Consider the following 23,720-nt stretch of genomic DNA (forward strand, 5'->3'; position numbering starts at 1 on the left):
CTCACCTCTCGTCCGCGAGCGGCGAGACGCTGGCGGAGAACCGGGGAGGACAGCAGTTGTACGACGATCTTCGTCTGCTGGAGGCCGAGACTCTTCGGCAGAAGCTAGAGCGCCGATTGGCGGAGTGGTCAGCGCGTGTGGGGATCGTCGTGGAGGTGTGGGCCTTACCCGAGGGCGATGTTCCCGATCTCGTCGCCCGCAACCTGGACGCGACGGTGTGCGAGGCGCTGGCCAACATCGAGCGGCACAGCCGTGCCCGTACGGTCGCGATCGCCGTCACGGTGGGAAAGAACGGCCTGCGGCTGACGGTCAGCGATGACGGGCGCGGCTTCCCTCCTGGGACGACCGGTCGGGGGCTGAGCGCCATGAAGGCGCACTTCGCCGGAGTCGGCGGGGCCCTCACGGTCAACGGCGTGCCCGGCGCGGGGACCACCGTGCGTGGACTCATCCCGCCCGGAGCGCTCGTGCCGCCCGCCGTCGAAGTCCTCGCCTAGTCACCTGTTCGGGATTCTCCTGCGCGGCGCTGCCCGGCCCTGGTGGGGCAGGAGGGCAAGTGGGGCACAGGCCGGTCGGGAAGCCGTGCATCGTGAACGCATCGCGGAGCTATCAACCGGGGCTCGCAGGATTGGTGTCACAAGAAAGCACCAGCTAGGGAGTGTCCCCATGTCCACCGCCGCCACCGTCGTCACCGTCCTGGCCGCCCTCTGGGTGGGTTTCTCCGCCTTCTCCCTCCTTCGCCGCGCCGAGTGGGTCGTGAAGCCGCTGATGGACTACGGCGTCCCCCGCTCGTGGTGGACCTGGCTCGGCGCAGCCAAGGCCGCAGGGTCCGCGGGCCTGCTGGTCGGCCTGTTCGTGCCGGTCATCGGCGTCCTGGCCGGGATCGGCCTGGTGCTGTACTTCGCCGGAGCCGTCGTCACCGTGCTCCGGGCGCGCTCGTACTCGACCGTCGTCTACCCCCTGCTGTACATGGGCCCGGTGATCGCCGCCTTGGTGCTGGGATACATCGCCTGACAGCAGCGCGCAGCGAAGTCAGCAGCAGTGTCACGCGGGGCCCCCGGGACGGGTCCCGCATCCCCTGGTGAGCGTGCGTCATATTTTGGGTCATAGTTCGCATACAGCCCCAAAAGCGCGCCCCAATAACGTGCCGCGAACCCCGGTCAGTGGCGTGGCCCGGGGCCGGTGGTGCTCATTTTCCGGCCAGGTCCAGCGGAGCGCGCGAAATGCCACATAGGTGATTTAGCGGCACGCCGAGGGTTAGCGTGGTAGGTACGTCCCCCCGGCGACTGACGTTCGGCGCGTCCGACAGACGACGGAGGAAGCCATGTACGACTACCCGCAGATCGCGGACCACGGCATGGTCGGAGACCTTCAGACTGCCGCGCTCGTCTCCGACGCGGGCACGATCGACTGGTGGTGCACGCCCCGGTTCGACTCTCCGAGCCTCTTCGCCTCCATCCTCGACAGCGAGCGCGGCGGATTCTGCCGGCTGGCCGCCGACCTGGACGGCACCGCCGGAGCGACCATCCGGCAGCTCTACCTGGCTGACACCGCCGTCCTGGTCACCCGGTTCATGGCTCCGGGCGGTGTGGGCGAGGTCGCCGACTTCATGGAGCCGTCCCTCTCCGCCACGCCCACCAACCGGCATCGCCTGGTACGGATCGCCCGGGTGGTCCGCGGCAGCCTGCCCTTCTCCCTCGTCTGCCGTCCCCGTTTCGACTACGGACGAGCGCCGCACACCCTCACCCTCCTGGACGACGGGTCGGCCCTCTTCCGCGGCCCCGGCACGGACCTCCACGTGCAGGCCAGCGCCCCGCTCACGCTGCATCCGGACGGTGGCGACGTCACCGCCCGCTTCACCCTCCAGGCCGGCGAGGTGGCCGCCGTCACGCTGACCAGCGACAGAAGCGACCACCACACCACCCGCCCGCTGACCGGCGACCAGGTGCGCGACAGCATCGAAGCCTGCCGCTCCTTCTGGCACAACTGGGTGCGAACCTCCAGCTACCGCGGCCGTTGGTACGAGGTGGTGCACCGCTCCGCGATCACCCTCAAACTGCTCACGTACGCGCCCACCGGGGCGCCGATCGCCGCCGCCACCATGGGCCTGCCGGAGCAGATCGGCGGCGAGCGCAACTGGGACTACCGATACACGTGGATCCGCGACGCCTCCCTGTCCGTGAGGGTCCTGATCGACCTCGGCTTCGTCGAGGAGGCCCAGGCATTCCGCCTCTGGCTGCGCGATCGCCTCCACGCCGGCGGCACCGAGTCGGGCGAGCCGCTGCAGATCATGTACCGGGTCGACGGAGACCCCCACCTGACCGAGGAGGTCCTCGACCACCTGGAGGGATACCAGAAGTCCGCGCCGGTCCGGGTCGGCAACGCCGCCGCTGACCAGATCCAGCTCGACATCTACGGCGAGGCCGCCGACGCCCTGGCCCAGGCCCAGGACATCGGGGGCGTCCGCGGCTGGCAGACCTTCGCCGGCGTCCTCGACTGGCTGGCGGGCAGCTGGGACCGTCCCGACGAGGGCGTCTGGGAGACCCGCGGCGGACGCCAGGACTTCACCTACAGCCGCCTGATGACCTGGGTCGCCTTCGACCGCGGCATCCGCATGGCCACCGCGTACTCGCGCCCCGCCGACTACGCCCGCTGGATGGGAGCCCGCGACGCCGTCTTCAACCAGATCGTCGAACGCGGCTGGAACCCGAAGCAGGAGGCGTTCGTCCAGCACTACGACACCGACGTCCTGGACGCCTCGCTCCTGCTCATGCCCCGCGTCGGGTTCGTCGCACCACGGGACCCCGCCTGGCTGAGCACCCTCGACGCCATGGACCGAGAGCTGGTCAGCGACAGCCTCGTCTACCGCTACAACCCCACGGCCTCTCCGGACGGGCTCCGCGGCTCCGAGGGCACCTTCAACCTGTGCAGCTTCCTCTACGTCGAGGCCCTGGCCCGCGCCGGACGGCTGCACCAGGCCCGGTACGCCTTCGACAAGATGCTCACCTACGCCAACCACGTCGGCCTGTTCGCCGAGGAGATCGGCCCATCGGGTGAGCAGCTCGGCAACTTCCCGCAGGCCTTCACCCACTTGGCGCTCATCGGCGCGGCCCTCGCCCTCGACCAGGAGCTCGACCGCGCCGGAAGGTAGGCCGCGGCAGATGACCAGTACTCCGGCAACCACAGGCTCGGCCGCCGCGTCACGGAGACTCCTGGCGCCGCTCGCCCTTGCCCAGTTCATCTGCAGCTTCGCGGGCTCGAACATGAACGTGATGATCAACGACATCAGCAGGGACCTGGACACGACCGTGAAGGGCGTGCAGATCACGATCACGCTGTTCTTGCTGATCATGGCGATCCTCATGATCCCCGGCAGCAAGCTGACCGACCGATGGGGGCGCAAGCGGTGCTTCCTGCTGGGCCTCACGCTGTACGGAATCGGCGCCCTGCTCAGCACGGTTTCACCCGGTCTCGGAGTGCTGATCCTCGGCAACTCGGTGCTGGAAGGGGTGGGCACAGCGCTGCTGATCCCGCCGGTCTACATCCTCACGACGATGGCGTTCAGCGACCTCCCGTCACGCGCCCGCGCCTTCGGCATGATCAGCGGGATGGGAGGCATCGGCGCCGCGGCGGGCCCGCTGCTCGGGGGGCTCATCACGACGGCGATCAGCTGGCGGGCCGCGTTCGTCTTCCAGGCCGCGATCGTCGCGACGATCATCTTTCTCAGCCGCCGGATCGTCGATCCCGTGCCACCGGATCCGACGCGCCCCTTCGACACGGTCGGGGCGATCCTGTCGGCCGTCGGCATGTTCTGCGTGGTGTTCGGGATCCTGCAGGCCGGTCGCGACGTCGCGCTGATGGCGGTGTTCCTCGCGATCGGGGCCGTCTTCCTGGTCTGGTTCCTCCTGTACATCCGCGCTCAGGAGCGTGCGGGGAAGGAGCCGCTGCTGTCGACCGGGCTGTTCAGGAACCGCACGTCCAACCTGGGCCTGGTCACTCAGAACGTCCAGTGGATGCTTCTGATGGGGACGTCGTTCGTCGTCGCCGTCTTCCTCCAGACCGCTCGCGGATACAACGCGATCGAGACGGGGCTCATCTTCACCGCGGCGACCGTCGGCGTCCTGGTCTCGTCGCTGGCCGCGGGACGACTCGCCAAGAGGCGCGCACAGAGAACCCTGATCCTGGGGGGTTTCGTCGTGACCCTGGCCGGGATCGGAGTGCTGCTCGCCCTGGTCAAGGCGTCGTCGAGGGTCGTCGCCTTCACCCCCGGGCTGCTGCTGATCGGCCTGGGCCTGGGAGTCATGCTGACCCCCTCGATCAACGTCGTGCAGTCGAGCTTCCCCGAGAAGCTGCAGGGCGAGATATCCGGGCTGTCGCGCAGCATCTCCAATCTCGGCTCGTCGTTCGGCACGGCGATCGCCGGGACGATTCTCGTCTCCAATCTGGCCACGGGAAACCGGTCCTACGCCCTCGCGATGATCACCCTGGCCGTCTTCGCCCTGATCGGTCTCGCCGCCGCCCTGCGCCTCCCCGCCAACCCCGAGCAGCCCTCCGGGCCCGCCCCCGACGTGGGCCATCCGGACTCTCCCGGCCCGCCCCCGCCACGACCAGGCTGATCGCCCGTTTCGGCGGCTTCATTCGAAGCGCCGCCCCCCAGCAGTAACCCACACCTGCCCCTGGAGGGGCCCGTCAGCGGGACGGGGACACCAGGCCCGCCTCGTAGGCGATGATGACGAGCTGGACCCGGTCGCGGGCGCCGAGCTTGGTGAGCAGGCTCCCCACGTGCGCCTTGGCGGTGCCCGCGCTGATGTGCAGCTGCGCCGCGATCTCACCGTTGGACAGGCCGCGCCCGACGAGGGTCAGCACCTCGCGTTCCCGTCCGGTGACGCCGGCGAGCTCGCGCCGCTGCGGGACGGGTTCGGGACGGCCGGCGAACTCCTCGATGAGGCGCCGGGTGACGCTCGGCGCGATCAGGGCGTCACCGGCGGCGACCACGTGGACGGCCGCGAGGATGTCGTCGAGGGCCATGTCCTTGACGAGGAACCCGCTCGCGCCGGCGCGCAGTGCGGCGTAGACGTTGTCGTCGTCGTCGAAGGTGGTGAGGATGACGACGCGGGCCGCCGGGGAGCCGGCTGTGATCACCTGGGTGGCCTCGATGCCGTCCATGCCGGGCATGCGGATGTCCATCAGCACCACGTCGGGGCGGAGCTCTCTGGCCAGCTGGATCGCCTGGGTGCCGGTTCCGGCCTCCCCGACGACGTCGACGTCCGGGCTGCCGGCGATGACCATGCGCAGCCCGGCGCGTACCAGCGGCTGGTCGTCGGCGAGGACGACGCGGACGGTCATCGTGCCTCCGTCGGCACCGGCAGCCGCGCGGCGACGCGGAAGCCGCCTTCGGGGCGCGGCCCGGCGCTGAAGTCGCCGTCCAGCAGGGCGACCCGTTCCCGCATGCCAGAAATGCCGTACCCGCCCGCATCCACGCCGCCGCCGGCCCGCTCCGTGGCACCGCCGCGCGCGACCCCGGCCCCTTCTACGGCACCACCGCGCCCGTCGTCGACGACCTCGATGCGCAGTTCGTCGCCTCGGTAGTCGAGCGACACCTGGCAGTTGCGGGTGCCTGCGTGGCGCACCACGTTGGTCACCGACTCCTGGATGATGCGGAAGGCGGACTGGTCGATGGCGCGGGGCAGCGAGCGCCGCTCCCCCTGTCGGCGCACGTCCACGCGGACACCGGCGGCCGTCGTCGTCGCGGCCAGCCGGTCGAGGCCGGCCAGCCCCGGCTCCACCGGCTCGGATTCGGTCTGGCGGAGCACGCCGAGCACCTGCCGCAGCCCCTTGAGCGTCTCCCGGCTGGCGGACTCGATGGCGCTGAGCGCGTCGCGCGCCTGCGCCGGCTGGGCGTCGATCACCCGGCGGCCCGCGCCGGCCTGGATCGCGATGATGCCGATGCTGTGGGCGACCATGTCGTGCAGTTCGCGGGCGATGCGCAGCCGCTCGGCCGTGACCGCCTGGACGGCCGCCTGCGCGCGCAGGGCCTCGTCGTACTCGCGCCGCTGGCGGATCGACGTCCCGGCCATCCAGGCGACCAGCACGGTCAGGCCGAGGAGGAGCGCCACGGCGATGAACCCCGGAGCCAGCGGGTTGCCCCCGCCGAGGTAGAGGCCCACCTGCCCGGCCGCCTCCTGGACGGCCAGCGTGACGGCCGCCGCGACGATGCCGGCGCGGCGGGACCGCGTGGCCGTGATGAAGCAGACCAGGACGTCCGCCGTCAGGTAGAGCGGCCAGATCTGCTCGGTGCGCCCTCGCAGCACGATGACCGCGGCCACTTCGGCCAGCAGCACCGCCAGAACCGGCGACGGCCGCAGTCGCGCCCACCCGAGAGGCACCGCCATGGCGACGGCCACGACCGCGCGCGCCGCGCCCTCCAGGGGAGGGCGGGCATACGGCCGGACCGGCGCCGGGCCGTGCGCCATCGTCGCGAACAGCACCAGCGCGAACCCGGCCACGGCGCACCACGTGAGCACGGTCCACGCGCCCGGCGGCAGCCGTTGCAGCAGGGGAGGCCGGGGCGTGTTCTGGTGCACGGGTCGATGGTAGCCAGCCGGTTCCCCGCCGGGCATCGGCCCACAGGCGTACGCCCGCAGGCCACCCCCGGGCCTCGGAGTCCGGCCGACAGCCAGATGCTGTACGGGCCTGGCCTGCGACAACGTTGGCCGGGTGATCGAAGTCAACGGACTGACCAAGCGCTACGGCGACGTCCTGGCCGTGCACGACCTGACGTTCACGGTGCGCCCCGGGCACGTCACCGGGTTCCTCGGCCCGAACGGCGCAGGGAAGAGCACCACGCTGCGCATGATCCTCGGCCTGCACGAGCCCACCAGCGGCTCCGCCACCGTCGACGGGCAGCCGTACAGGCGCCGCAGTGCCGGGCTGCGCCACGTCGGCGCGCTGCTCGACGCCGACGACGTGCACGGCGGCCGCAGCGCCGCGGCGCATCTGTCCGCGTTGGCCCGGAGCAACGGCCTGCCCCGCCGGCGGGTGGACGAGGTCCTGCGGGAGGTAGGGCTGGCCGGCGTGGCGCGGCGCCGCGTCGGCGGGTTCTCGCTCGGCATGCGCCAGCGGCTCGGCATCGCGACCGCCCTGCTGGGCGACCCGCCCGTGCTGCTGTTCGACGAGCCGGTCAACGGCCTGGACCCCGAAGGCGTGCGCTGGGTGCGCGGCCTGTTCCAGCGGCTGGCCGCCGAGGGCAGGACGGTGCTGGTCTCCAGCCATCTGATGAGCGAGATGGAGAACACCGCCGATCGCCTCGTCGTCATCGGCCGCGGCGAGCTGATCGCGGACGAGAGCGTCGCCGAGTTCGCGGCCCGCGGCGCCCGAACCCGCGTCACGGTCCGCACTCCCGACACCGCCGAGTTGGCGTCCGTGCTGACCCTGGCGGGCGCGTCCGTATGTCCAGAGGGCGACGACGGGCTCACGGTGACCGGGCTGAGCGCGGCCCGCATCGGCGCGCTCGCCCACGAGCGGCGGATCGTGCTGCACGAGCTCGCTCCGCGCACCGCGTCGCTGGAGGAGGCGTTCATGGAACTCACCGCCGACAGTGCCGACTACCGGGCCGACTACCGGGCCGACCACCAGGCCGACTACCGCGCGGAGGCTCGCCGATGATCGCCCTCACCGCCACGCCGCACGCCCGGCTCCGCGACCTCCTCGCCGCCGAGTGGATCAAGTTGTGGTCGTTGCGCTCGACCGCCTGGCTGCTCGGGGTCGGCACGCTGGTCATGATCGGGCTCGCCGCGCAGAAGAGCATCGACACCTACAACAGCTGGCCGGCCTTCCCCCCGAGGGAGAAGGCCATGCACAACCCGATGACCGACGCTCTCAGCGGCCTCACGGCCGCCTTCCTCGTCATGGGCGCGGGCAGCGTGGGCGCTCTGACGATCGCCGGTGAGTACGCGAGCGGCCTGATCCGCACGACGTTCGCCGCCGTCCCGGCCCGGCACCGCGTCGTGGCCGCCAAGGTGTGCGTCGTGGCGGGCGTCATGCTCGCCACCGGCACGGTCATCGCGGTGGCCACGTTCGGCGTGAGCCAGGCCATCCTGTCAGGCCGCGACGCCGGCGTCTCGATCGGCGACCCGGGCGTCCTGCGCGCACTCACCGCGAACGCGCTGCTCGCACCCGTGTCCGCGCTCGCCGGCATGGGCATCGGCGCGCTGCTGCGGCACACCGCGGCCACCATCGTCACGGTCATCGCCGTGCTGGTCGTCCTGCCGACCGCCTTCAAGCCGACCGTCCACCAGTGGGCGAACGAGCTGTACGCCCTGTTCCCGTTCTACGTATGGCGTAACTGCCTGTCGCTGACGCACCCTCGCGTCGATCCCGCCCTGCCCACGGTCACCGGCTCGTGGATCGTGTTCGCGCTCTGGCCGCTCGCCGGGGCCCTGCTCACCCTGATCGTTCTACGCCGCCGCGATGTGTGAACGCGGGACGCGGCACTCTGCCGACGTCCCCAGAGAGAGGAATCTGATGAGACGAGAAACCCAGCCTGCCCGCCAGACGCCGACCGGCAGGCGCGGCCGGGCCCGCCTGGCACGGCTGCTGATCGCTCCGCTGCTGGCAGGCCTCACCGTAACCGTGACGGCAGGCGCCACGCAGGCGGCCTCCCCCACTGCCGCCGCGGCCGTGTCCGGCGTCCAGTTGCAGCTGCCCCGCCCGACAGGGCCGCATGCGGTCGGTCGCGACATCCTGCGCCTCGTCGACGAGCACCGCAAGGACCCCTGGGTGCCAGAGGCGGGCGCCCGGCAGCTGATGGTGTCGATGTACTACCCCGCCAGATCCGGGACCGGCGGCCCCGCCCCCTACATGACCGTCGAGGAAGCCCGGTCGCTGGTGCAGAGGAAGGCTCAGGGCGCCGACGTCCCGGCCGAGACGGTCAGCGGCACCCGCACCTACGCGCACACCAGGGCCCGCCCGATAGGCGGCCGCTTCCCGCTGGTGGTGCTCTCGCCCGGCCTCGGGCTGCCGCGTGCCAGCCTGACCGGCCTCGCCGAGGACCTGGCCAGTCGCGACTACGTCGTCGCGCTGGTCGACCACACCTACGAGTCCTCCGGCACGTCCTTCCCCGACGGGCGCATGCTCACCTGCGCTCCCATCTGCGACCGGCCCAAGCCACCCGAAGGCGGGCTGGAGGCCATCACCAAGAGCCGGACCAAGGACGTCTCCTTCGTGCTCGACCAGTTGACCGGTCGCCATCCGGCGTGGCGGCACGCCCGCATGATCGCCCCCAAGCGGATCGGCATGGCCGGGCACTCCGTCGGCGGCGACGCCAGCGCCGCGACCATGGCCGCCGACAAGCGGGTACGAGCCGGGGCGAACCTGGACGGCACCTTCAACGCGCCGGTCCCCGCCATCGGCCTCGGCAAGCGCGCCTTCCTGCTGATGGGCAGCCAGTCCGACCACAGCCCCGGCAAGGATCACACCTGGGATCGCGACTGGGCGCACCTGGACGGCTGGAAGCGCTGGCTGACCCTGGCCGGGTCCGTCCATGACAGCTTCACCGACCTGCCCATCCTGAAGAAGCAGCTGGGCATGCCCGGCCCCGGCGAGCTCTCCCCGCAGCGCGCGCTGGAGCTCACCCGCGCCTACGTCGGCGCCCTCTTCGACCTGCACCTGAAGGGCGAGAAGCAGCCGCTGCTCGACGCGGCGTCACCAGCGAACCCGGAGGTCGCCTTCCAGAACCCCTGATCACCCTGCCGCCGGCGGGCGTCGCGGACGAAGGTCAGTGGTCGCGGCCGAGCAGCATGTGCGGGTAGCCGCGGTGGACGCGTTCCCCGAGTTCGACGCCGAGCGCGGTGACGAAGGCGTCGAGCTGGGCGTTGGCGTCGTCGGCGTCGACGGCGTCGCCCTTGAACTCGAACTCGACGAACTCCCCGGCTCCTTCGACGGTGTCGAAGGCGACCTCGACCCTGCCGGGGACGGTCCACTCCTCCCGCGTCTTGTCCACGACGACCATGACGGTGTGACCGAGCGCGTCCAGCATCAGGCGCATCGCCTCGAGGTCCGCGACACCGCTCTCGTACTCGTCGGCGTGGGACTTGCGGACGGCGTCGAGCGGGTGCCACCGCTTGAAGTTGATCGAGTCTCCCCGGCCCGACTGGCGGAGGCGAAGCCACTCCGAGACGACCTCGGAGGCGAGGAAGTCCCGCTCCGCGCCGTTGTAGTAGGTGTCGACCTGGCGGACGGCCGGACGGGGTTCCGCGCCGAGCGCCTCCAGCGCGGACTTCAGCCGGCTCCGGTCGGCGAGTTCGTACTTCTGCTCCACCTCGATGTGCTTCATGACGACCTCTCACAGGCTCTCTGCCGGGGCTGGACGTGCACAGGCTAGGCCCGCGCACGTCCGGCGGCCCGCCGAACACACGAGACGGCCCAGCCCGGTCGGCCTTGGCGGACCGGGCTGGGCCGCAGGTGCTCAGGCGGTCAGCCCCACTGGGCGAGGAGCTTGTCGTAGTCGAGGGTTTCTGGCTTGCCTCGCTCGTCCGCGAGCTTCGGCACCGGGGCCCCCGGCTGGTCCAGCCAGTACTGAGCGTCACGTTCGGGGTTCAGCTTCGGCGCGCAGTTGCCGCCGTAGCCGCGCCGTTCCAGCCGGGCGAGGATGTCGTCCTGCTGCTTGGCGAGGTTGTCCATCGACTGCTGGGCCGTCGTCTCTCCCGTGACGGCGGTGGCGACGTTCTGCCACCACAGCTGGGCGAGCTTGGGGTAGTCGGGGACGTTCGTCCCGGTCGGGGTCCACTGCTTGCGGGCCGGCGACCGGTAGAACTCGATCAGCCCGCCGTACTTGCGGGCGTTCTTGGCGAAGTAGTCGCTCCTGATGTCCGAGTCACGGATGAAGGTCAACCCGGTGATCGACTTCTTCAGCGAGACCGTCTTGGACGTGACGAACTGTGCGTACAACCAGGCGGCGGCCCTGCTGTCCTTGGGGGTGTTCTTCAGCAGGGTCCAGGAACCCGCGTCCTGGTAGCCGAGTTTGTTGCCGTTCTTCCAGTAGACGCCGTGGGGGCTCGGCGCCATGCGCCACTTCGGCGTGCCGTCGGCGTTGACGACCGGCAGCCCTTCCTTGGTCATGTCGGCCGTGAACCCGGTGTACCAGAAGACCTGCTGCGCGATGTGCCCCTGCGCGGGCACCGGGCCGGACTCGCTGAAGTTCATCCCGGCCGCTTCCTTGGGCGCGTACTTCTTCAGCCACTCGACGTACTTGTTCAGGGCGTACACCGCGGCCGGGCCGTTGGTGTCGCCGCCGCGGGTCACCGACGACCCGACGGGGCGGCAGTTCTCCACCCTGATGCCCCAGTCGTCCACCGGCAGGCCGTTGGGGATGCCGGGGTCGCCGTTGCCTGCCATGGACAGCCACGCGTCGGTAAAGCGCCAGCCCAGGGACGGGTCCTTGCGGCCATAGTCCATGTGGCCGTAGACCTTCTTGCCGTCGATGGTCCCGTCGCCGTTCACCTTGTTGGTGAAGAAGTCGGCGATGTCCTCGTACGCCGCCCAGTTGACCGGGACGCCCAGGTCGTAGCCGTACGCGCTCTTGAACTGCTTCTTGATGTCCGGATCGGTGAACCAGTCGTAGCGGAACCAGTAGAGGTTGGCGAACTGCTGGTCGGGGAGCTGGTACAGCTTCTTGTCCGGGCCGGTCGTGAAGCTGATGCCGATGAAGTCGTTGAGGTCGAGGGTGGGGGACGTGACCGCCTTGCCCTCTCCGGCCATGTAGTCGGAGAGCGGGAAGACGTAGTCGCCGCGGGAGTGGGTGCCGATGAGGTCGGAGTCGTTGACGTAGGCGTCGTAGATGTTCTGGTTGCCCTGGATCTGGGTCTGCAGCTTCTCGATGACATCACCTTCCTGGATCAGGTCGTGCTTGACCTTGATCCCGGTGATCTCGGTGAACGCCTTGGCGAGCTTCTGCGACTCGTACTGGTGCGTGGTGATCGTCTCGGAGACGACGTTGATGTCCATGCCCCGGTACGGCGCGGCCGCCTTGATGAACCAGTCGAGCTCCGCGAGTTGCTGCTCCTTCGACAGGGTGCTCGGCGTGAACTCGGAGGCCACCCAGCGCTGGGCCGCCGCCTTCCCGTCAGCCTCCTTGAAGTCGCTCTTGCGGCTGTCGTCGCCGTTTCCCGTGCAGCCCGCCACCACCAGGACGAGCACCGCCAGACCGACCGCCGCCGGCCTGCTTCTTCGATATCTCCTCCGGACCTTCCTGTCGAGCATGCCCTGACTCCTCCTCTGTCATCCCCATATCCCGATCAGCGACGCCACGAGCAGCGCGAACGCCAGCGCCAGCCACATCGACAGGTCGGTGATGGCGATCCATCCGGCCAGCACGACGGCGGCGCTGATCAGGCCGATGTACAACCGGTCTCCCCGGTCGGTCTCGATGCGCAGGAAGCCGCGCCGCGCGACCGGCGGCGAGAGCCGGGCCCACACCGCCATCCCGCAGAGCAGGAGCCCCAGACCGATGAACACGAGGGCCGTGGGCGGAGTCCACACCATCCACTCGAGCATGGTCAGACCCTTCCGAGCGCGAAGCCTTTGGCGATGTAGTTGCGGACGAACCAGATGACGATCGCTCCGGGGATGATCGTCAGCACGCCGGCCGTCGCGAGCAGCCCCCAGTCGACGCCCGCCGCGCTCACGGTCCTGGTCATGGTGGCGGCGATCGGTTTGGCGTTGACCGAGGTGATGGTCCTGGCGATGAGCAGCTCGACCCAGCTGAACATGAAGCAGAAGAAGGCGGTCACCCCGATCGCGGAGCGGATCATCGGCAGGAAGATCCGGACGAAGAACCGCGGCAGCGAGTACCCGTCGACCGCCGCCGTCTCGTCGATCTCGCGGGGTATGCCCGACATGAACCCTTCCAGGATCCACACGGCCAGCGGGACGTTGAACAGCATGTGCGCGATGGCGACGCCGAGGTGGGTGTCGAACAGGCCCACGCTCTGGTAGATCTGGAAGAACGGCAGCAGGAAGACCGCGGGCGGCGCCATGCGGTTCGTGAGCAGCCAGAAGAACAGGTGCTTGTCGCCGGCGAACCGGAAACGGGAGAAAGCGTACGCGGCGGGCAGCGCCACCACCAGCGACAGCACCGCGTTGATGGACGTGTACACGATGGAGTTGAGATAGCTCGAGTACCACGCGGAGTCCGTGAAGAACGTCCGGTAGTTGTCGAACGTCACCCGCTGCGGGAGCAGCGAGAAACTGCCGAGGATGTCCTCGTTGGGCCTGATGGACATGCCCAGCATCCACAGCAGCGGAAGCATGAGCGTGGCCGCGTACAGCCAGAACACCGTGCGGGCCCATGGAAGTCGCCTGGTGGCCACCGGTTTCACCTCCCGCTCCTCGTCAGCACGGTGAAGAAGACGTACGAGACGATCTGCACGATGAGGAAGTAGAGCAGCGAGAACGCGCCCGCCGGCCCCAGGTCGAACTGGCCGACGGCGATCTTCGACAGCAGGATGCTGAGGAACGAGGTGGCGTTTCCCGGCCCGCCTCCGGTCACCACGAACGGCTCGGTGTAGATCATGAAGCTGTCCATGAACCGGAGGAGGATCGCGATGGTCAGCACCCCGCGCAGCCGCGGCAGCTGGATGTGGCGGAAGGTCGCCCAGCCCGACGCGCCGTCGATCTGCGCGGCCTGGAAGTAGGGGTCGGGGATCGACCGCAGGCCCGCGTAGGCCAGCAGCGCCACCAGCGGGGTCCAGTGCCAGACGTCCATGACCAGGACCGTGATCCAGGCGTCGGTGGAGTCCAGGGTGTAGTTGAAGTCGACGCCCAGCACGTTGTTGACCGTCCAGCCGCCCAGCCCGATGTCGGCGCGGGCGAAGATCTGCCAGATGGTGCCGACCACGTTCCACGGGATGAGCAGCGGCAGCGCGACGACGACCAGCGCCGCCGACACCCACACCCCGCGGCGCGGCATCGACACCGCGATCGCCACCCCGAGCGGGATCTCCACCAGCAGCACCTGGGCGGAGAACATCAGGGTCCGCAGGAAGGCGGACCTGACCTCGGGGTCGCGGGAGACGGAACGGAACCACTCCAGCCCGACGAAGATCCGGTCGCTCGGGCTGAAGATGTCCTGGACGGAGAAGTTGACGACCGTCATCAGCGGGATCACCGCCGTGAACGCGACGGACACGACAACCGGCAGGACAAGGAGCCAGGCCCGGTTGTTCTTCGGCTTGACGTCCGGCTGCCTGTCGGACGTCTCGGGAGGCGCGGCGGCGTCCGCGACGGGCTCCTCGATCCTGGTGACGGTCACGCTGCGCCGCCTCCTTCCAGGGGAGCGAGCGACCCGCACCTGACCGCGTCTCGGAACAGGAACGCTCGATCGGTGGCGAACCGGAAGAACTCCACGGCGCCCGGCGCGTACGACGAGGCGGCGTCGACCTTGGCGACGAGGGCGTGGCCGTCCGCTCGGGCGTGCACGAGGTTGTAGGCGCCCATCCGGTCCACCCCGGTCACCTCGGCGCTCAGGCCCGGCGTCGCCCGCCCGCCGCCGACCGTCACGAACTCGGGACGGACGCCGACGCGCACCGGCCCCGGCGGCAGGTCGCCCACGGCGCGCCCGACAGCCGACTGCCCGACCCGCACCACCCCGTCGGCGGCGATCTCGGCGGGTAACACGTTCATGCCGGGCGAGCCGATGAAGTGGCCGACGAACTCGTGCGCGGGCGACAGGAACAGCTCTGCCGGCTCGCCCGCCTGCACGATCGCCCCGTCGTTGAGCACGACCACCTCGTCGGCGAAGGTCAGCGCCTCCGTCTGGTCGTGGGTGACGTAGATGAGGGTGTGCCCGGTGTCGCGGTGGATCTCCTTCAGCTTGCTGCGCAACGTCCACTTCAGGGCCGGGTCCACGACGGTGAGCGGCTCGTCGAGCAGGACGGCCGCGACGTCGGACCGGACGAGCCCGCGGCCCAGGCTGACGATCTGCTGCCGTCCCGGGTCCAGCCGCCGTGACCTGCGGCCGAGGTGGTCGTCCAGGCCCAGCAGCCGCGACACCCCGCGCACCCGCTGGTCGATCTCCGCCTTGGGATACCTGCGGTTGCGCAGCGGGAAGGCGAGGTTGTCGTACACCGACATCTCCTCGTAGAGCACCGGGAACTGGAAGACCTGCGCGATGTTGCGCGCCGCGGTCGGGACCGCGGTCACCTCGCGGTCGTCGAGCCAGATCCGCCCCTCGGTGGGGGTGAGCAGGCCCGAGATGATGTTCAGCAGCGTGGTCTTGCCGCAGCCGCTCGGGCCGAGCAGGGCGTAGGCCCGGCCGCTGCGCCACGTCCAGGTCATCGGCTTGAGCGCCCAGGTGCGGCCGCCGTCGTAGCTGTGCCCGACGCCCTCCAGGCGGACGTCAGCCATGCAGATCGACCTCCGCCGCCGACGTGGCGAGCAGCCGCCCGCCGATCTCGTCGAACACGAAGATGTCGGCCGGGTCGACGGAGGCCACCGCCGGCTCCCCCGGGTCGAAGAGCTGCGTTCCCGGCAGCTCCGCGACGAGGTGCCGCTGGCCCGCCACCAGGAGATGGACGAAGGTGGCGCTCCCCGTCACCTCCGCGAGCCGGATCTCCGCGGGGAACTCCAGCGCGCCTGGCCGGCGTTCGATGGACACCTGGTGCGGGCGCACCGCGAGGACGACCGGCCGGCCCTCGCCGGAGGCGTGCGCGCCTGGGGCCGGGAACGAGACGCCGAGGCACTCGATCCGGCCGTCGCGGACCACGCCCGGCAGCAGGTTCAGCGGCGGGTCGCTGAGGGTCGCGGCGACCGTCAGCGTCGGCGGCAGGTGGTACATCTCCGCGACGTCGCCGACGTGCTCGACCCGGCCCTCGCTCAGCACCACCGTCGGCGCCGCGAAGGTCAGCGCCTCGGCCGGGTCGGCGGTGGAGTAGAGGACGACGCCGGGCGAGTCGCGGAACATGCTCTTCAGGTCGGCCCGCAACTGCTCCCTGAGCTTGTAGTCGAGGTTCGCGAGCGGCTCGTCGAGCAGCAGCACGTCCACCGGCCGGGCCAGCGCCCTGGCGATGGCGGTGCGCTGCTGCTGGCCTCCGGACAGCTCGGCGGGCCTGCGGTCGAGCAGCTCACCGATGCGCATGAGCTCGGCGACCTCGCGCACCCGCCGGTCGATCCCGTCCTTCGGGAAGGAGGACGCCAGGCGCAGCGGGGAGGCGATGTTCTCGTAGACCGTCAGGGACGGATAGTTGATGAATTGCTGATAGACGAAGGCGATGGACCGCTTTCGTACCGAAATGGCCGTGACGTCTTCTCCGTTGACCACGACGCGTCCGCCGGCGGGCGGTTGCAGCCCGGCGGCGACGCGCATTAGCGTCGTCTTTCCTGCCGCCATCGGCCCGATGAGCGTCGTCATTCCGCTCGATAATTCGAGACTGATGTCGTCGAGCCATATCTCTCCGCGCCACCGAACGCAGATGCCATCAAGAATCAGCGTCACCGAGCCCGGTCCTCTCTGCCGGAGCATGATCGAATACTGTGTCGTCAACGCTCAGCGCGAGCGCCCGGACACGTTGTCGCGACGGCCATGTGACAGCTTGCACCTCCATCTAACATGATCCGCATGACTGTGCAAAGGGCCCTGTCATCTCCGTGGACCGGCGCCGGACGTTCTTGACAGCGGTCATTGCCGCGGCCGGTAAACGGGCTTTCCGGCGAAATCCGGCGGCCGGGAATTCGCCGGCCGGAATTCCGGGCCGAGAAACTCGAATACCGCAGCACCCGCGCTTCCGCGGCGGTACTGCGGTATGTCGAGTTCACCTCACCGACAGCCGGGCGTCAACCGCCTTCCAGCCGACCCGAGACGATGCGCTACCGTCCCCGGTGGAGATCCCGTGCCGCCCGCCGGCACCTGCATTCCGGGAAGGGCCCCCATGACCATAGTGACCGCGGACCTCTACGACGAGCGCGGCGACGAGCTCGACTCCTGCGACCTGCAGTTCCGCCAGTACGGCGGGCGCCGCGCCTTCCACGGCGTCATCGCGACCGTCCGCTGCCACGAGGACAACGCCCTGCTCAAAGCCGCGCTGTCCGAGCCAGGCGAGGGGCGGGTGCTGGTCGTCGACGGCGGCGGCTCCCTGCACGCCGCGCTCATGGGCGACATGATCGCGGGCCTCGCCGTCGGCAGCGGCTGGTCGGGGGTGGTCATCAACGGCGCGGTACGCGACGTCGCCGCCCTGCGCGCGCTCGACCTGGGCGTCAAGGCCCTCGGTTCCAACCCGCGCAAGAGCATCAAGAACGGGACGGGCGAGCGCGACGTCCCGGTGACGTTCGGCGGCGTCACCTTCTCCCCCGGCGCCGAACTCTTCAGCGACGACGACGGGATCCTCGTCACGAGGACGTGAGCGGGTACCCGTGCCGTGAAGGCGGATCGGGGTTGCGCCGAACTACTGATGTCCGACGTACCCCGCCGAAGGGTCAGCGTGCATGTCCGCACCCCCTCAAGATTCAGCGCCACCCGTCGAGGTCTCCGACGCCCACCTGATCGAGCAGTCGTGGCGTCACCCCGAGCGGTTCGGCGCCCTCTTCGACCGCTATTTCGACACCGTCCACCGCTATGTGCACACGCGGCTGGGCGAGCAGGCCGCGGACGACCTCGCCGCGGAGACGTTCCTGCGCGCCTTCCGCGCCAGGAAGACCTACGACACCGGCCGCTCCAGCGCCCGTGCCTGGCTGTACGGCATCGCCTCCAACCTCGTCGCCGATCACCGGCGCGCCGAGGCCCGCAGATACCGGGCGCTGGCCAGGAGCGCGGCGCCTGAGGACGTCGCCGGCCATGACGATCTCGTGGTGCAGCGGGTGGCCGCAGCGACCATGCAGCCGGGGCTGGCCGCGGGACTGGCCCGGTTATCGGCCGGCGACAGGGATGTGCTGTTGCTTGTCGCGTGCGGCCAGCTCAGTTACGAGGAGGTGGCCGACGCTCTCGGCATACCTCAGGGAACGGTCGGCTCGCGGCTGAACCGCGCCCGCAAGAAGCTTCGCAAGATCATCGGCCCCTACGAGGAGGCGCTGGGATGAACGAACTCCAGACGATCAGGGCTCACCACGACAGCCTGCCGGGGCCCGCTCCCCAGGTCTCCGCGCACGCGTGGGAGCTGCTGGCGGCCGAGGCCGAGGCGGAGCGCGCCGGCAGCGGATCCCACGAGCCGACGCCTCGACGCGCACCCGGCCGCGGTTTCGGCCGTGTCGCGCTCAGGGCGGGCGTCGTCGTCGGGCTGGCGGCGGCCGTGACCGCAGGCGTGATCGTGGTACGCGACGACGGCCCGTCTCCCCTGGCGACCCGTCCGGCCAGCGCCGCGGAGCTGCTCAGGCACGCGGCAGCGGTGTCGGCCGGAGAGGACCTGAAGCCGCGACCGGGTCAGTTCGTCTACGTCGATCGCAAGGACGTCAAATGGACGGTGGGCGCGGCGAGTACCGGAGGGTTCGAGTACACGCAGGACGTTCGCCGCGAGGTGTGGATCCCCGCCGCTGACCCCGGCAAGGCGCTGACGCGCTCCACCTTCGGAGACAGGCAGATGATCAGCGGTACCGCAGACCCGGGCGTGCAACCCGCTGGAACGGTGGAGTACCAGCGCGCCGGCCAGTGCCATATGGAGGCGTCACCCGCGTGGTCGCCAGATCTCGGCGACCTCCCCGCCGATCCCGACCTGCTCCTGGCGAAGACCCGCGCGGACGCCGAAGCGTTCGTCGACAGGACCCCGCCAGGAAAGGCCCCGCTGAGCACCGAGGAGAAGGGGCGCATAGTCGAAAGAATCCTCGCGATGAACCTCGTCCAGCTCGCCGGGAATCCCTTCACCACGTCCGGGCAGCGGGCCGTGGTCTTCGGCGCCCTGTCGAAGATGCCCACTGTGACCATGGTCCCCGACGCCGCCGATGCGGCGGGCCGCCGCGGCGTGGGCGCGTCGATCAAGTACCAGGGGCCCGACGGGTGGGAACGCGAGGAGCTCGTCTTCGAGCCGAAGACGTACCGGTTCCTCGGCTGGCGGAGCTTGATCGAGGCGGCGCAGGGCGGCGGGCGTCCCCAGGAGAGCCTGCGTGGCGGCATGGCGGTGATGGAGGCCAGGATCGTCGACTCCATGCCGGACGCTCCCGAGGGCACGCCGACGTTCTGTTAGGTCGGCCGGTGGGGCCAGTCGTGGCCCCACCTTGCTCGCCGGGTCAGCTCCTTCTGGTGATGCGGATCTTCGACTGCTTGTGCAGGTTCGCCCAGTCGTCCATGAAGGTGGCGTTCAGGTGGTGCCGGTCGGCGAGGGCCAGGAGGGTCTCGGTGCGGTAGTAGAAGTCCTCGCGCAGCACCTGGTGCTCCTTGCCGTCGGTGCGGCCGAAGGTGAAGTCGAACCATCCGTCGCGCGTCAGGATCCGGCCGATGTTGGCGAAGCACTCCTCGATGACGTACAGCGGTGAGTGGGAGAAGACGCTGTGCGCGTGCACCACGTCGAAGTGCCCATCGGGCAGGAACGCGAACCGGAGATCGCGCACCGACGTCAGGTGCGGCACCTTGTCCTGCAGGTCATGCTCGGCGACCTTGTCCAGCGCGGAGATGAGGATGTCGGGCGAGATGTCGATGCCGTAGTAGTTGCCCCTGTCCAGGTAGTCGATGAACAGGTGTCCGGCGCGCAGGTTGCCGCAGCCGATCTCCAGCATCCGGAACTCGGGCTTGAGCCCGTGGTCCATCATGTAGTCGAACTGCAGGCGCCCGAGCGCCAGCCAGCGCTTGTGGTTGTGCGAGCCCACCGCGCCCTCCGCGCCCCGGATGATGTCGGACTTCATGACAGCCCGGTAGTACGAGACGTGATCGGCGTGCCGCAGACGCAGCCAGGAGTCGCGGGTCAACCGCCGCAGATGCGACGGAATCCTCCACGGACGCCGGATCGCGTAGTGGGCCTGATGGGTGAGATTGGTACGGGTGCGCTTCACGAGTTAGGACCGCCAGACTTGGATCATCCCTTGCAGAGGGGAATCTAGGCAGGCCGGCCCACCCGCTCAATCACCTCTGGGCTATGCGTACGCGGGTTTGGGCACCGGCTGGCAGGTTGATGGGGCCGGCATGGTGCGGCGCCATCGCGACTTTCCCGAGTCTCAGCCGTACTTGTCGAAGTCGCAGACGTTCACCGTGACGTGTCGCCCACGCCCTGGCCGCCCTCCCCCAGCCTGCGGACGATCCGGTAGGGCTCGATCCACTGGGCGGCGTCCGGGTGCGGGACCACTACGGGTCCAGAGGACAGATGGTGAAAGAGGCGGACTTGGTCCTGACGACCGGCGAGGTCACCCGGAAGGTCACCGTGTGCCTGCCGGGCTTCAGCAGGTATCCCGCCGAGGGCACCTCGGCGTACTCGTCGCCCGTGGAGATGGACGTGCGGCCTCCGTCGGCCTTCCCGTCCACGGTGAAGGTGTAGGCGAAGGTCACCTTCGAATCCGACTCCACCTTGGCGGCCATGGCCACGTTCTCCTTCCAGCAGCCCTCCCGTTCCGGCCATCCCTGCACGTATACCGACAGAATCCGCAGGCCGGCGCCGGAGACCGGGGCCTTGGTCCGGGTGGGAGTCGGCCGCGTGGTCGTGGGCTTGGTCGTGGGCGTGGGCGTGGCTTTCGGCGTGGGCTGCTCCGTTCTCTTGGTCGGCCGTTGGGCCGGTTTCTGGGTGGGCTTCTGCGTTGGTTTCTGGGTCGGCTTCTTCGTCGGCTTGGCGGGCGTTTCCGGCCGGTTCGTGGCGCGCCCGGGCAGGGTCGCGAGACCCGTGGAAGGCCCGGCGATCGGCTGGGGGCCCAGCCCGAGCGCGCGCAGGGCGGTCAGGGGCGTCGTGGTGGACGCGACCCACCCGACGCTGGCGAGCAGGGCCACCGCCGCCACGACGGAGGTGGCACCGGCGACCAGCGGCACGTTGACCCGGCGGCGGACGCCGGAACGCGTACGCTCCTGCGCGCCGCCCCCCGCCCCGTGCGCGGCCCCTGGCCCGTGGGCCGGACCTGGCCCGCGGGTGGGGACCCAGGGCGGCCCCAGTGGCTCCTGACCGCCGAGCAGCCGCAGGATCACGTCGCGCATGGCCGGACGCGCGTGCGGGTCCTTGGCCAGGCAGCTGTACACGATCGAGCGCAGCGGGTGCGGCACGTCGCCGAGCTGGGGCTCGTTGTTCAGGATGCGGTTGATGATCGCGGGGACCGTGTCGTTGCCGAAGGGCGGCTGCCCCGTCGCCGCGTACACGATGACCGACGCCCACGCGAACACGTCGGCGGGCGGCCCGACCGGCTGCCCGGCGATCTGCTCGGGCGCCATGTACGCGGGGGTGCCGACGACGGAGCTGGTGACCGTGGCCGCGGCGTCGGTCGTGCGGGCGATGCCGAAGTCGATCACGCGCGGCCCGCCCTGCCCGAGCAGGACGTTCGCCGGTTTGAAGTCCCGGTGCACGACGCCCGCCTGGTGGATGGCGGCCAGCGCGGTGGCGGTGGCGACCGCGAGCCGTTGCAGGTCCGCGTTGGCGTGCCGCCCCGCCTGCTGGAGTGAGGGGCCCTCGACGTACTCGGTGACGATGTACGGCCTGGCGCCCAGGGACGCGTCCAGCACCTGGGCGATGCAGAACGGCTCCACCCGGCGCGCGGCGGCGATCTCCTTCGCGAACCGATCGTCGCCGGTCAGCTCGTCGCGCAGCACCTTGACCGCGACCGGGCTGCCGTCCTGGGCCTGGCCGAGGTAGACGACGCCCTGTCCGCCCTCGCCCAACCGCCCGACGAGCCGGTACGGCCCTACCGCCAGCGGGTCGCCTTCACGAAGTGGTTCGCCGCGCGGCATCGAAGGAGTGGCTCCTGAGGCACATGGGAGTGGATCTACAGCACCATAGCGGGATAAGTGCCGATCTGTTCGGCGGTTAGCCCAGGACAGTGCCGACCTCCCGCCCCGGTCACGCGCCCACGACGGAGGGCGACGGCCGACGGGCCAGGACGGAGTCCCACGCCGCGACGCCCGCGACGACCAGCGTGGCCAGCCCGCCGAGCACGAGCGGCGGCATCACCGAGGGCATGAACGCCACGAGCACCCCCGCCGCCGCCAGCACCCCGATCGCGACGATCCTGTTGACCGGCACGTAGCCGAACACGGCCCGCTTGAACAGCGCGTGTCCGGCGAGGAAGAGGGCGGGCCCGCCGAGCACGGTCAGCGCGGTGCCGAGCGAGATCTCCCCGAGGGGGTGCGCGATCGCCAGCTCGTCGCCGACCGCGGTGACGATGACGCCGGCGACCATCGGGAGGTGGATGTAGGTGTAGGCCGACCTGCCGAGCCGTCCGGGGTCGTCGGACTCGGCGATCGCCTCCGCCGCGGCGTCTGCGGTGCGGTCGAAGTAGACCCACCACATCGCCACGCTGCCGAGGAAGGCCACCACGAACGCGACGACCGTGGCCGCCGTGAGGTGCTCGTTCTCGGCCAGCGTCAGCCCGGTGACCAGCACGGACTCGCCCAGAGCGATGATCACGAAGAGCTGGCAGCGCTCGGCCATGTGACCGCCGTCGATGCCCCAGTCGGCCGTGGTCGACTTTCCGAGGAACGGCGTCCGGTAGCCGACCCAGGGCGCGGCGTACTCCACCACGAGTGCCACGACCCAGAGCGCCAGTTGGGCCGCCCCGCCGAGGACGGCTCCGGTGATCCACAGCGCGGCGCTCAGGACGTGCCACACCAGGACGAGCCTGAAGGTGTGGCCGATCGGCTGGGCCCTGGCCGCGAGCGAGACCGTGAGCGTCCGCCCGACCTGGATGGCGACGTACGCGCCCGCGAACCACAGCGCCCGCTCGCCGAACGCCTGCGGCAGGGCCGCCGACATGACCAGGCCGGCCAGCATCAGCCCGGTCAGCGTGAGCCGCAGCACCGGGTGGTCGGGGTTGCAGTAGTTGGTGGTCCACGTGGTGTACATCCACGCCCACCACACGGCCAGCGTGAGCAGCAGGGTCTCCGCCGCCCCCACCGCGTTGAGGTGGCTGAGGAGCAGGTGCGACAGCTGGGTGACGGCGAAGACGTAGACGAGGTCGAAGAAGAGCTCGACAGGGACGACCCTGGCGCTCTCCTCGCGCGAGCGGAGGATCTCGGCTGCCACTGGCTCTCCTCAAGCTGGTTGATATTGAACGGCCATCATCGTAAATGCCGGACATCGTCCCGTGGGACGGCTCCGCCGGCGCCCTAAGCTGGAGCGAGGTCCACGAGGAGGTACGGGTGCGGCTCGGCAGTCTGGAGCGTTCGATCATGGAGGCCCTGTGGGAGCGTCCCGCGGGGATGCTCGCCCAGGATCTGGCCGACAGCCTGCCGTCCCAGCCTGCGGTGACGACCGTGCTGACCGTCCTGGTGCGGCTCACGCGCAAGGGTTTGGTGTCGCGGGAGCGCGTCGGGCGGGCCCACCTCTACAAGGCGACCGACGGCAAGGACGCCTTCGTGGCCGAGACCATGCAGGCCGCCCTGGACGAGGCGAGCGACCTCGAGGCGGTGGTCAACCGGTTCGTCGGCACGGTCTCGCCCGAGGTGCACGCGGCGCTCCGGGCGGCGCTGGAGAACCGGCCGCCCGGCGGTGACGGCCCGTGACACCCTGGCTGATCGCCGCGGGGGCCGCGCTGGTGCCGGTCGCGGGGGGGGGCCCCCCCCCCCCCCCGCGGTAGTGCACGGCGGGGGCGGGGGGTCGCGGGGGGACAGGCCGCCCGGCCGG

At 70.3% G+C, this 23,720-nt stretch carries 23 protein-coding genes; 11 read left to right on the top strand and 12 right to left on the bottom strand.

Going from position 1 to position 23,720, the window contains the following annotated elements; genetic code table 11:
- Positions 1-116: 116 nt before the first annotated feature.
- The 4 genes from ABZ297_RS31640 to ABZ297_RS31655 all read left to right on the top strand — a co-directional run bounded on the left by ABZ297_RS31640 (position 117) and on the right by ABZ297_RS31655 (position 4,613).
- The gene (locus ABZ297_RS31640) at positions 117-494 is read left to right on the top strand and encodes an ATP-binding protein (RefSeq protein WP_355353731.1); all 378 of its coding nucleotides are present in this window, start codon (positions 117-119) and stop codon (positions 492-494) included.
- 169 nt (positions 495-663) lie between these two features.
- Positions 664-1,011, top strand: coding sequence for a DoxX family protein (locus tag ABZ297_RS31645; RefSeq protein ID WP_355353667.1), 348 nt, complete (start codon positions 664-666; stop codon positions 1,009-1,011).
- Between the two features lie 310 nt (positions 1,012-1,321).
- Positions 1,322-3,148 carry a glycoside hydrolase family 15 protein gene (locus ABZ297_RS31650; RefSeq protein ID WP_355353670.1) on the top strand — a complete coding sequence of 609 codons (1,827 nt, stop codon included), beginning with the start codon at positions 1,322-1,324 and terminating at the stop codon, positions 3,146-3,148.
- A 10-nt stretch (positions 3,149-3,158) separates the two neighbouring features.
- Positions 3,159-4,613 (top strand): MFS transporter, encoded by a 1,455-nt coding sequence (locus ABZ297_RS31655; protein ID WP_355353673.1) that lies wholly within the window; start codon positions 3,159-3,161, stop codon positions 4,611-4,613.
- A gap of 73 nt (positions 4,614-4,686) precedes the next feature.
- Here the strand turns inward: ABZ297_RS31655 and ABZ297_RS31660 are convergent, their stop codons facing one another.
- Both ABZ297_RS31660 and ABZ297_RS31665 read right to left on the bottom strand, forming a co-directional pair.
- A complete protein-coding gene (locus tag ABZ297_RS31660; protein ID WP_355353676.1) occupies positions 4,687-5,343 on the bottom strand; it encodes a response regulator transcription factor in 657 nt (218 codons plus the stop codon).
- Positions 5,340-6,581 carry a histidine kinase gene (locus tag ABZ297_RS31665; RefSeq protein WP_355353679.1) on the bottom strand — a complete coding sequence of 414 codons (1,242 nt, stop codon included), beginning with the start codon at positions 6,579-6,581 and terminating at the stop codon, positions 5,340-5,342. Before ABZ297_RS31665 ends, ABZ297_RS31660 begins: the two co-directional genes overlap by 4 nt.
- 133 nt (positions 6,582-6,714) lie before the next feature.
- Between ABZ297_RS31665 and ABZ297_RS31670 the strand changes: the two genes are divergently transcribed.
- From ABZ297_RS31670 to ABZ297_RS31680, 3 genes are read left to right on the top strand one after another with little or no spacing between them, the layout of a single operon-like run.
- Positions 6,715-7,662, top strand: a complete 948-nt coding sequence (locus ABZ297_RS31670) for an ATP-binding cassette domain-containing protein (RefSeq protein ID WP_355353682.1) — start codon at positions 6,715-6,717, stop codon at positions 7,660-7,662.
- Complete coding sequence (locus tag ABZ297_RS31675; protein WP_355353685.1) at positions 7,659-8,474, top strand: hypothetical protein; 816 nt, start codon at positions 7,659-7,661, stop codon at positions 8,472-8,474. Before ABZ297_RS31670 ends, ABZ297_RS31675 begins: the two co-directional genes overlap by 4 nt.
- Positions 8,475-8,520: 46 nt before the next feature.
- The gene (locus ABZ297_RS31680) at positions 8,521-9,738 is read left to right on the top strand and encodes an alpha/beta hydrolase (protein WP_355353688.1); all 1,218 of its coding nucleotides are present in this window, start codon (positions 8,521-8,523) and stop codon (positions 9,736-9,738) included.
- Positions 9,739-9,772: 34 nt separating this feature from the next.
- Here the strand turns inward: ABZ297_RS31680 and ABZ297_RS31685 are convergent, their stop codons facing one another.
- The 7 genes from ABZ297_RS31685 to ABZ297_RS31715 form a co-directional block, all read right to left on the bottom strand.
- Positions 9,773-10,330 (bottom strand): class IV adenylate cyclase, encoded by a 558-nt coding sequence (locus ABZ297_RS31685; RefSeq protein ID WP_355353691.1) that lies wholly within the window; start codon positions 10,328-10,330, stop codon positions 9,773-9,775.
- 140 nt (positions 10,331-10,470) lie between these two features.
- Positions 10,471-12,255 carry an ABC transporter substrate-binding protein gene (locus ABZ297_RS31690; protein ID WP_355353695.1) on the bottom strand — a complete coding sequence of 595 codons (1,785 nt, stop codon included), beginning with the start codon at positions 12,253-12,255 and terminating at the stop codon, positions 10,471-10,473.
- Between the two features lie 18 nt (positions 12,256-12,273).
- A complete protein-coding gene (locus tag ABZ297_RS31695) occupies positions 12,274-12,549 on the bottom strand; it encodes a DUF2160 family membrane protein (RefSeq protein WP_355353698.1) in 276 nt (91 codons plus the stop codon).
- Between the two features lie 2 nt (positions 12,550-12,551).
- Positions 12,552-13,304 carry a carbohydrate ABC transporter permease gene (locus tag ABZ297_RS31700; RefSeq protein WP_355353734.1) on the bottom strand — a complete coding sequence of 251 codons (753 nt, stop codon included), beginning with the start codon at positions 13,302-13,304 and terminating at the stop codon, positions 12,552-12,554.
- 65 nt (positions 13,305-13,369) lie between these two features.
- Positions 13,370-14,305, bottom strand: coding sequence for a sugar ABC transporter permease (locus tag ABZ297_RS31705; protein WP_355353701.1), 936 nt, complete (start codon positions 14,303-14,305; stop codon positions 13,370-13,372).
- On the bottom strand, positions 14,302-15,399 hold the full coding sequence (locus tag ABZ297_RS31710; protein WP_355353704.1) for an ABC transporter ATP-binding protein: 1,098 nt from the start codon (positions 15,397-15,399) through the stop codon (positions 14,302-14,304). The genes ABZ297_RS31705 and ABZ297_RS31710 overlap by 4 nt, the downstream gene beginning before the upstream one ends.
- On the bottom strand, positions 15,392-16,513 hold the full coding sequence (locus ABZ297_RS31715) for an ABC transporter ATP-binding protein (protein WP_355353707.1): 1,122 nt from the start codon (positions 16,511-16,513) through the stop codon (positions 15,392-15,394). The genes ABZ297_RS31710 and ABZ297_RS31715 overlap by 8 nt, the downstream gene beginning before the upstream one ends.
- 406 nt (positions 16,514-16,919) lie before the next feature.
- On the opposite strand from ABZ297_RS31715, the gene rraA reads away from it, so the two are divergent.
- From rraA to ABZ297_RS31730, 3 genes are all read left to right on the top strand, one after another.
- On the top strand, positions 16,920-17,390 hold the full coding sequence (rraA, locus tag ABZ297_RS31720) for a ribonuclease E activity regulator RraA (RefSeq protein ID WP_355353710.1): 471 nt from the start codon (positions 16,920-16,922) through the stop codon (positions 17,388-17,390).
- Positions 17,391-17,472: 82 nt separating this feature from the next.
- On the top strand, positions 17,473-18,063 hold the full coding sequence (locus ABZ297_RS31725; protein ID WP_355353713.1) for an RNA polymerase sigma factor: 591 nt from the start codon (positions 17,473-17,475) through the stop codon (positions 18,061-18,063).
- Entirely contained in the window at positions 18,060-19,160 is a 1,101-nt protein-coding gene (locus ABZ297_RS31730; RefSeq protein ID WP_355353716.1) for a CU044_5270 family protein, read from the top strand. The genes ABZ297_RS31725 and ABZ297_RS31730 overlap by 4 nt, the downstream gene beginning before the upstream one ends.
- A 43-nt stretch (positions 19,161-19,203) precedes the next feature.
- Here ABZ297_RS31730 and ABZ297_RS31735 read toward each other — a convergent pair whose 3' ends face one another.
- The 3 genes from ABZ297_RS31735 to ABZ297_RS31745 form a co-directional block, all read right to left on the bottom strand.
- Positions 19,204-19,962 (bottom strand): class I SAM-dependent methyltransferase, encoded by a 759-nt coding sequence (locus ABZ297_RS31735; RefSeq protein WP_355353719.1) that lies wholly within the window; start codon positions 19,960-19,962, stop codon positions 19,204-19,206.
- A 289-nt stretch (positions 19,963-20,251) separates the two neighbouring features.
- A complete protein-coding gene (locus tag ABZ297_RS31740; protein WP_355353722.1) occupies positions 20,252-21,829 on the bottom strand; it encodes a serine/threonine-protein kinase in 1,578 nt (525 codons plus the stop codon).
- A 109-nt stretch (positions 21,830-21,938) separates the two neighbouring features.
- The gene (locus ABZ297_RS31745; protein WP_355353725.1) at positions 21,939-23,120 is read right to left on the bottom strand and encodes a low temperature requirement protein A; all 1,182 of its coding nucleotides are present in this window, start codon (positions 23,118-23,120) and stop codon (positions 21,939-21,941) included.
- A 44-nt stretch (positions 23,121-23,164) separates the two neighbouring features.
- Between ABZ297_RS31745 and ABZ297_RS31750 the strand changes: the two genes are divergently transcribed.
- On the top strand, positions 23,165-23,599 hold the full coding sequence (locus ABZ297_RS31750) for a BlaI/MecI/CopY family transcriptional regulator (protein WP_355353728.1): 435 nt from the start codon (positions 23,165-23,167) through the stop codon (positions 23,597-23,599).
- The last annotated feature ends 121 nt before the right edge of the window (positions 23,600-23,720 follow it).

This window comes from Nonomuraea sp. NPDC005983 (assembly GCF_040614375.1).
In the GTDB taxonomy this organism is placed as follows: Bacteria; Actinomycetota; Actinomycetes; order Streptosporangiales; family Streptosporangiaceae; genus Nonomuraea.

Coding starts and splice junctions, on each gene's coding strand:
- ABZ297_RS31675 (WP_355353685.1), top strand. CDS start 7,659: ATGATCGCCCTCACCGCCACGCCGCACGCCCGGCTCCGCGACCTCCTC.
- ABZ297_RS31695 (WP_355353698.1), bottom strand. CDS start 12,549: ATGCTCGAGTGGATGGTGTGGACTCCGCCCACGGCCCTCGTGTTCATC.
- ABZ297_RS31715 (WP_355353707.1), bottom strand. CDS start 16,513: ATGCTCCGGCAGAGAGGACCGGGCTCGGTGACGCTGATTCTTGATGGC.
- ABZ297_RS31645 (WP_355353667.1), top strand. CDS start 664: ATGTCCACCGCCGCCACCGTCGTCACCGTCCTGGCCGCCCTCTGGGTG.
- ABZ297_RS31710 (WP_355353704.1), bottom strand. CDS start 15,399: ATGGCTGACGTCCGCCTGGAGGGCGTCGGGCACAGCTACGACGGCGGC.
- ABZ297_RS31660 (WP_355353676.1), bottom strand. CDS start 5,343: ATGACCGTCCGCGTCGTCCTCGCCGACGACCAGCCGCTGGTACGCGCC.
- ABZ297_RS31685 (WP_355353691.1), bottom strand. CDS start 10,330: ATGAAGCACATCGAGGTGGAGCAGAAGTACGAACTCGCCGACCGGAGC.
- ABZ297_RS31740 (WP_355353722.1), bottom strand. CDS start 21,829: ATGCCGCGCGGCGAACCACTTCGTGAAGGCGACCCGCTGGCGGTAGGG.
- ABZ297_RS31650 (WP_355353670.1), top strand. CDS start 1,322: ATGTACGACTACCCGCAGATCGCGGACCACGGCATGGTCGGAGACCTT.
- ABZ297_RS31690 (WP_355353695.1), bottom strand. CDS start 12,255: ATGCTCGACAGGAAGGTCCGGAGGAGATATCGAAGAAGCAGGCCGGCG.
- ABZ297_RS31680 (WP_355353688.1), top strand. CDS start 8,521: ATGAGACGAGAAACCCAGCCTGCCCGCCAGACGCCGACCGGCAGGCGC.
- ABZ297_RS31730 (WP_355353716.1), top strand. CDS start 18,060: ATGAACGAACTCCAGACGATCAGGGCTCACCACGACAGCCTGCCGGGG.
- rraA (WP_355353710.1), top strand. CDS start 16,920: ATGACCATAGTGACCGCGGACCTCTACGACGAGCGCGGCGACGAGCTC.
- ABZ297_RS31725 (WP_355353713.1), top strand. CDS start 17,473: ATGTCCGCACCCCCTCAAGATTCAGCGCCACCCGTCGAGGTCTCCGAC.
- ABZ297_RS31655 (WP_355353673.1), top strand. CDS start 3,159: ATGACCAGTACTCCGGCAACCACAGGCTCGGCCGCCGCGTCACGGAGA.
- ABZ297_RS31700 (WP_355353734.1), bottom strand. CDS start 13,304: ATGCTTCCGCTGCTGTGGATGCTGGGCATGTCCATCAGGCCCAACGAG.
- ABZ297_RS31750 (WP_355353728.1), top strand. CDS start 23,165: ATGCCGGACATCGTCCCGTGGGACGGCTCCGCCGGCGCCCTAAGCTGG.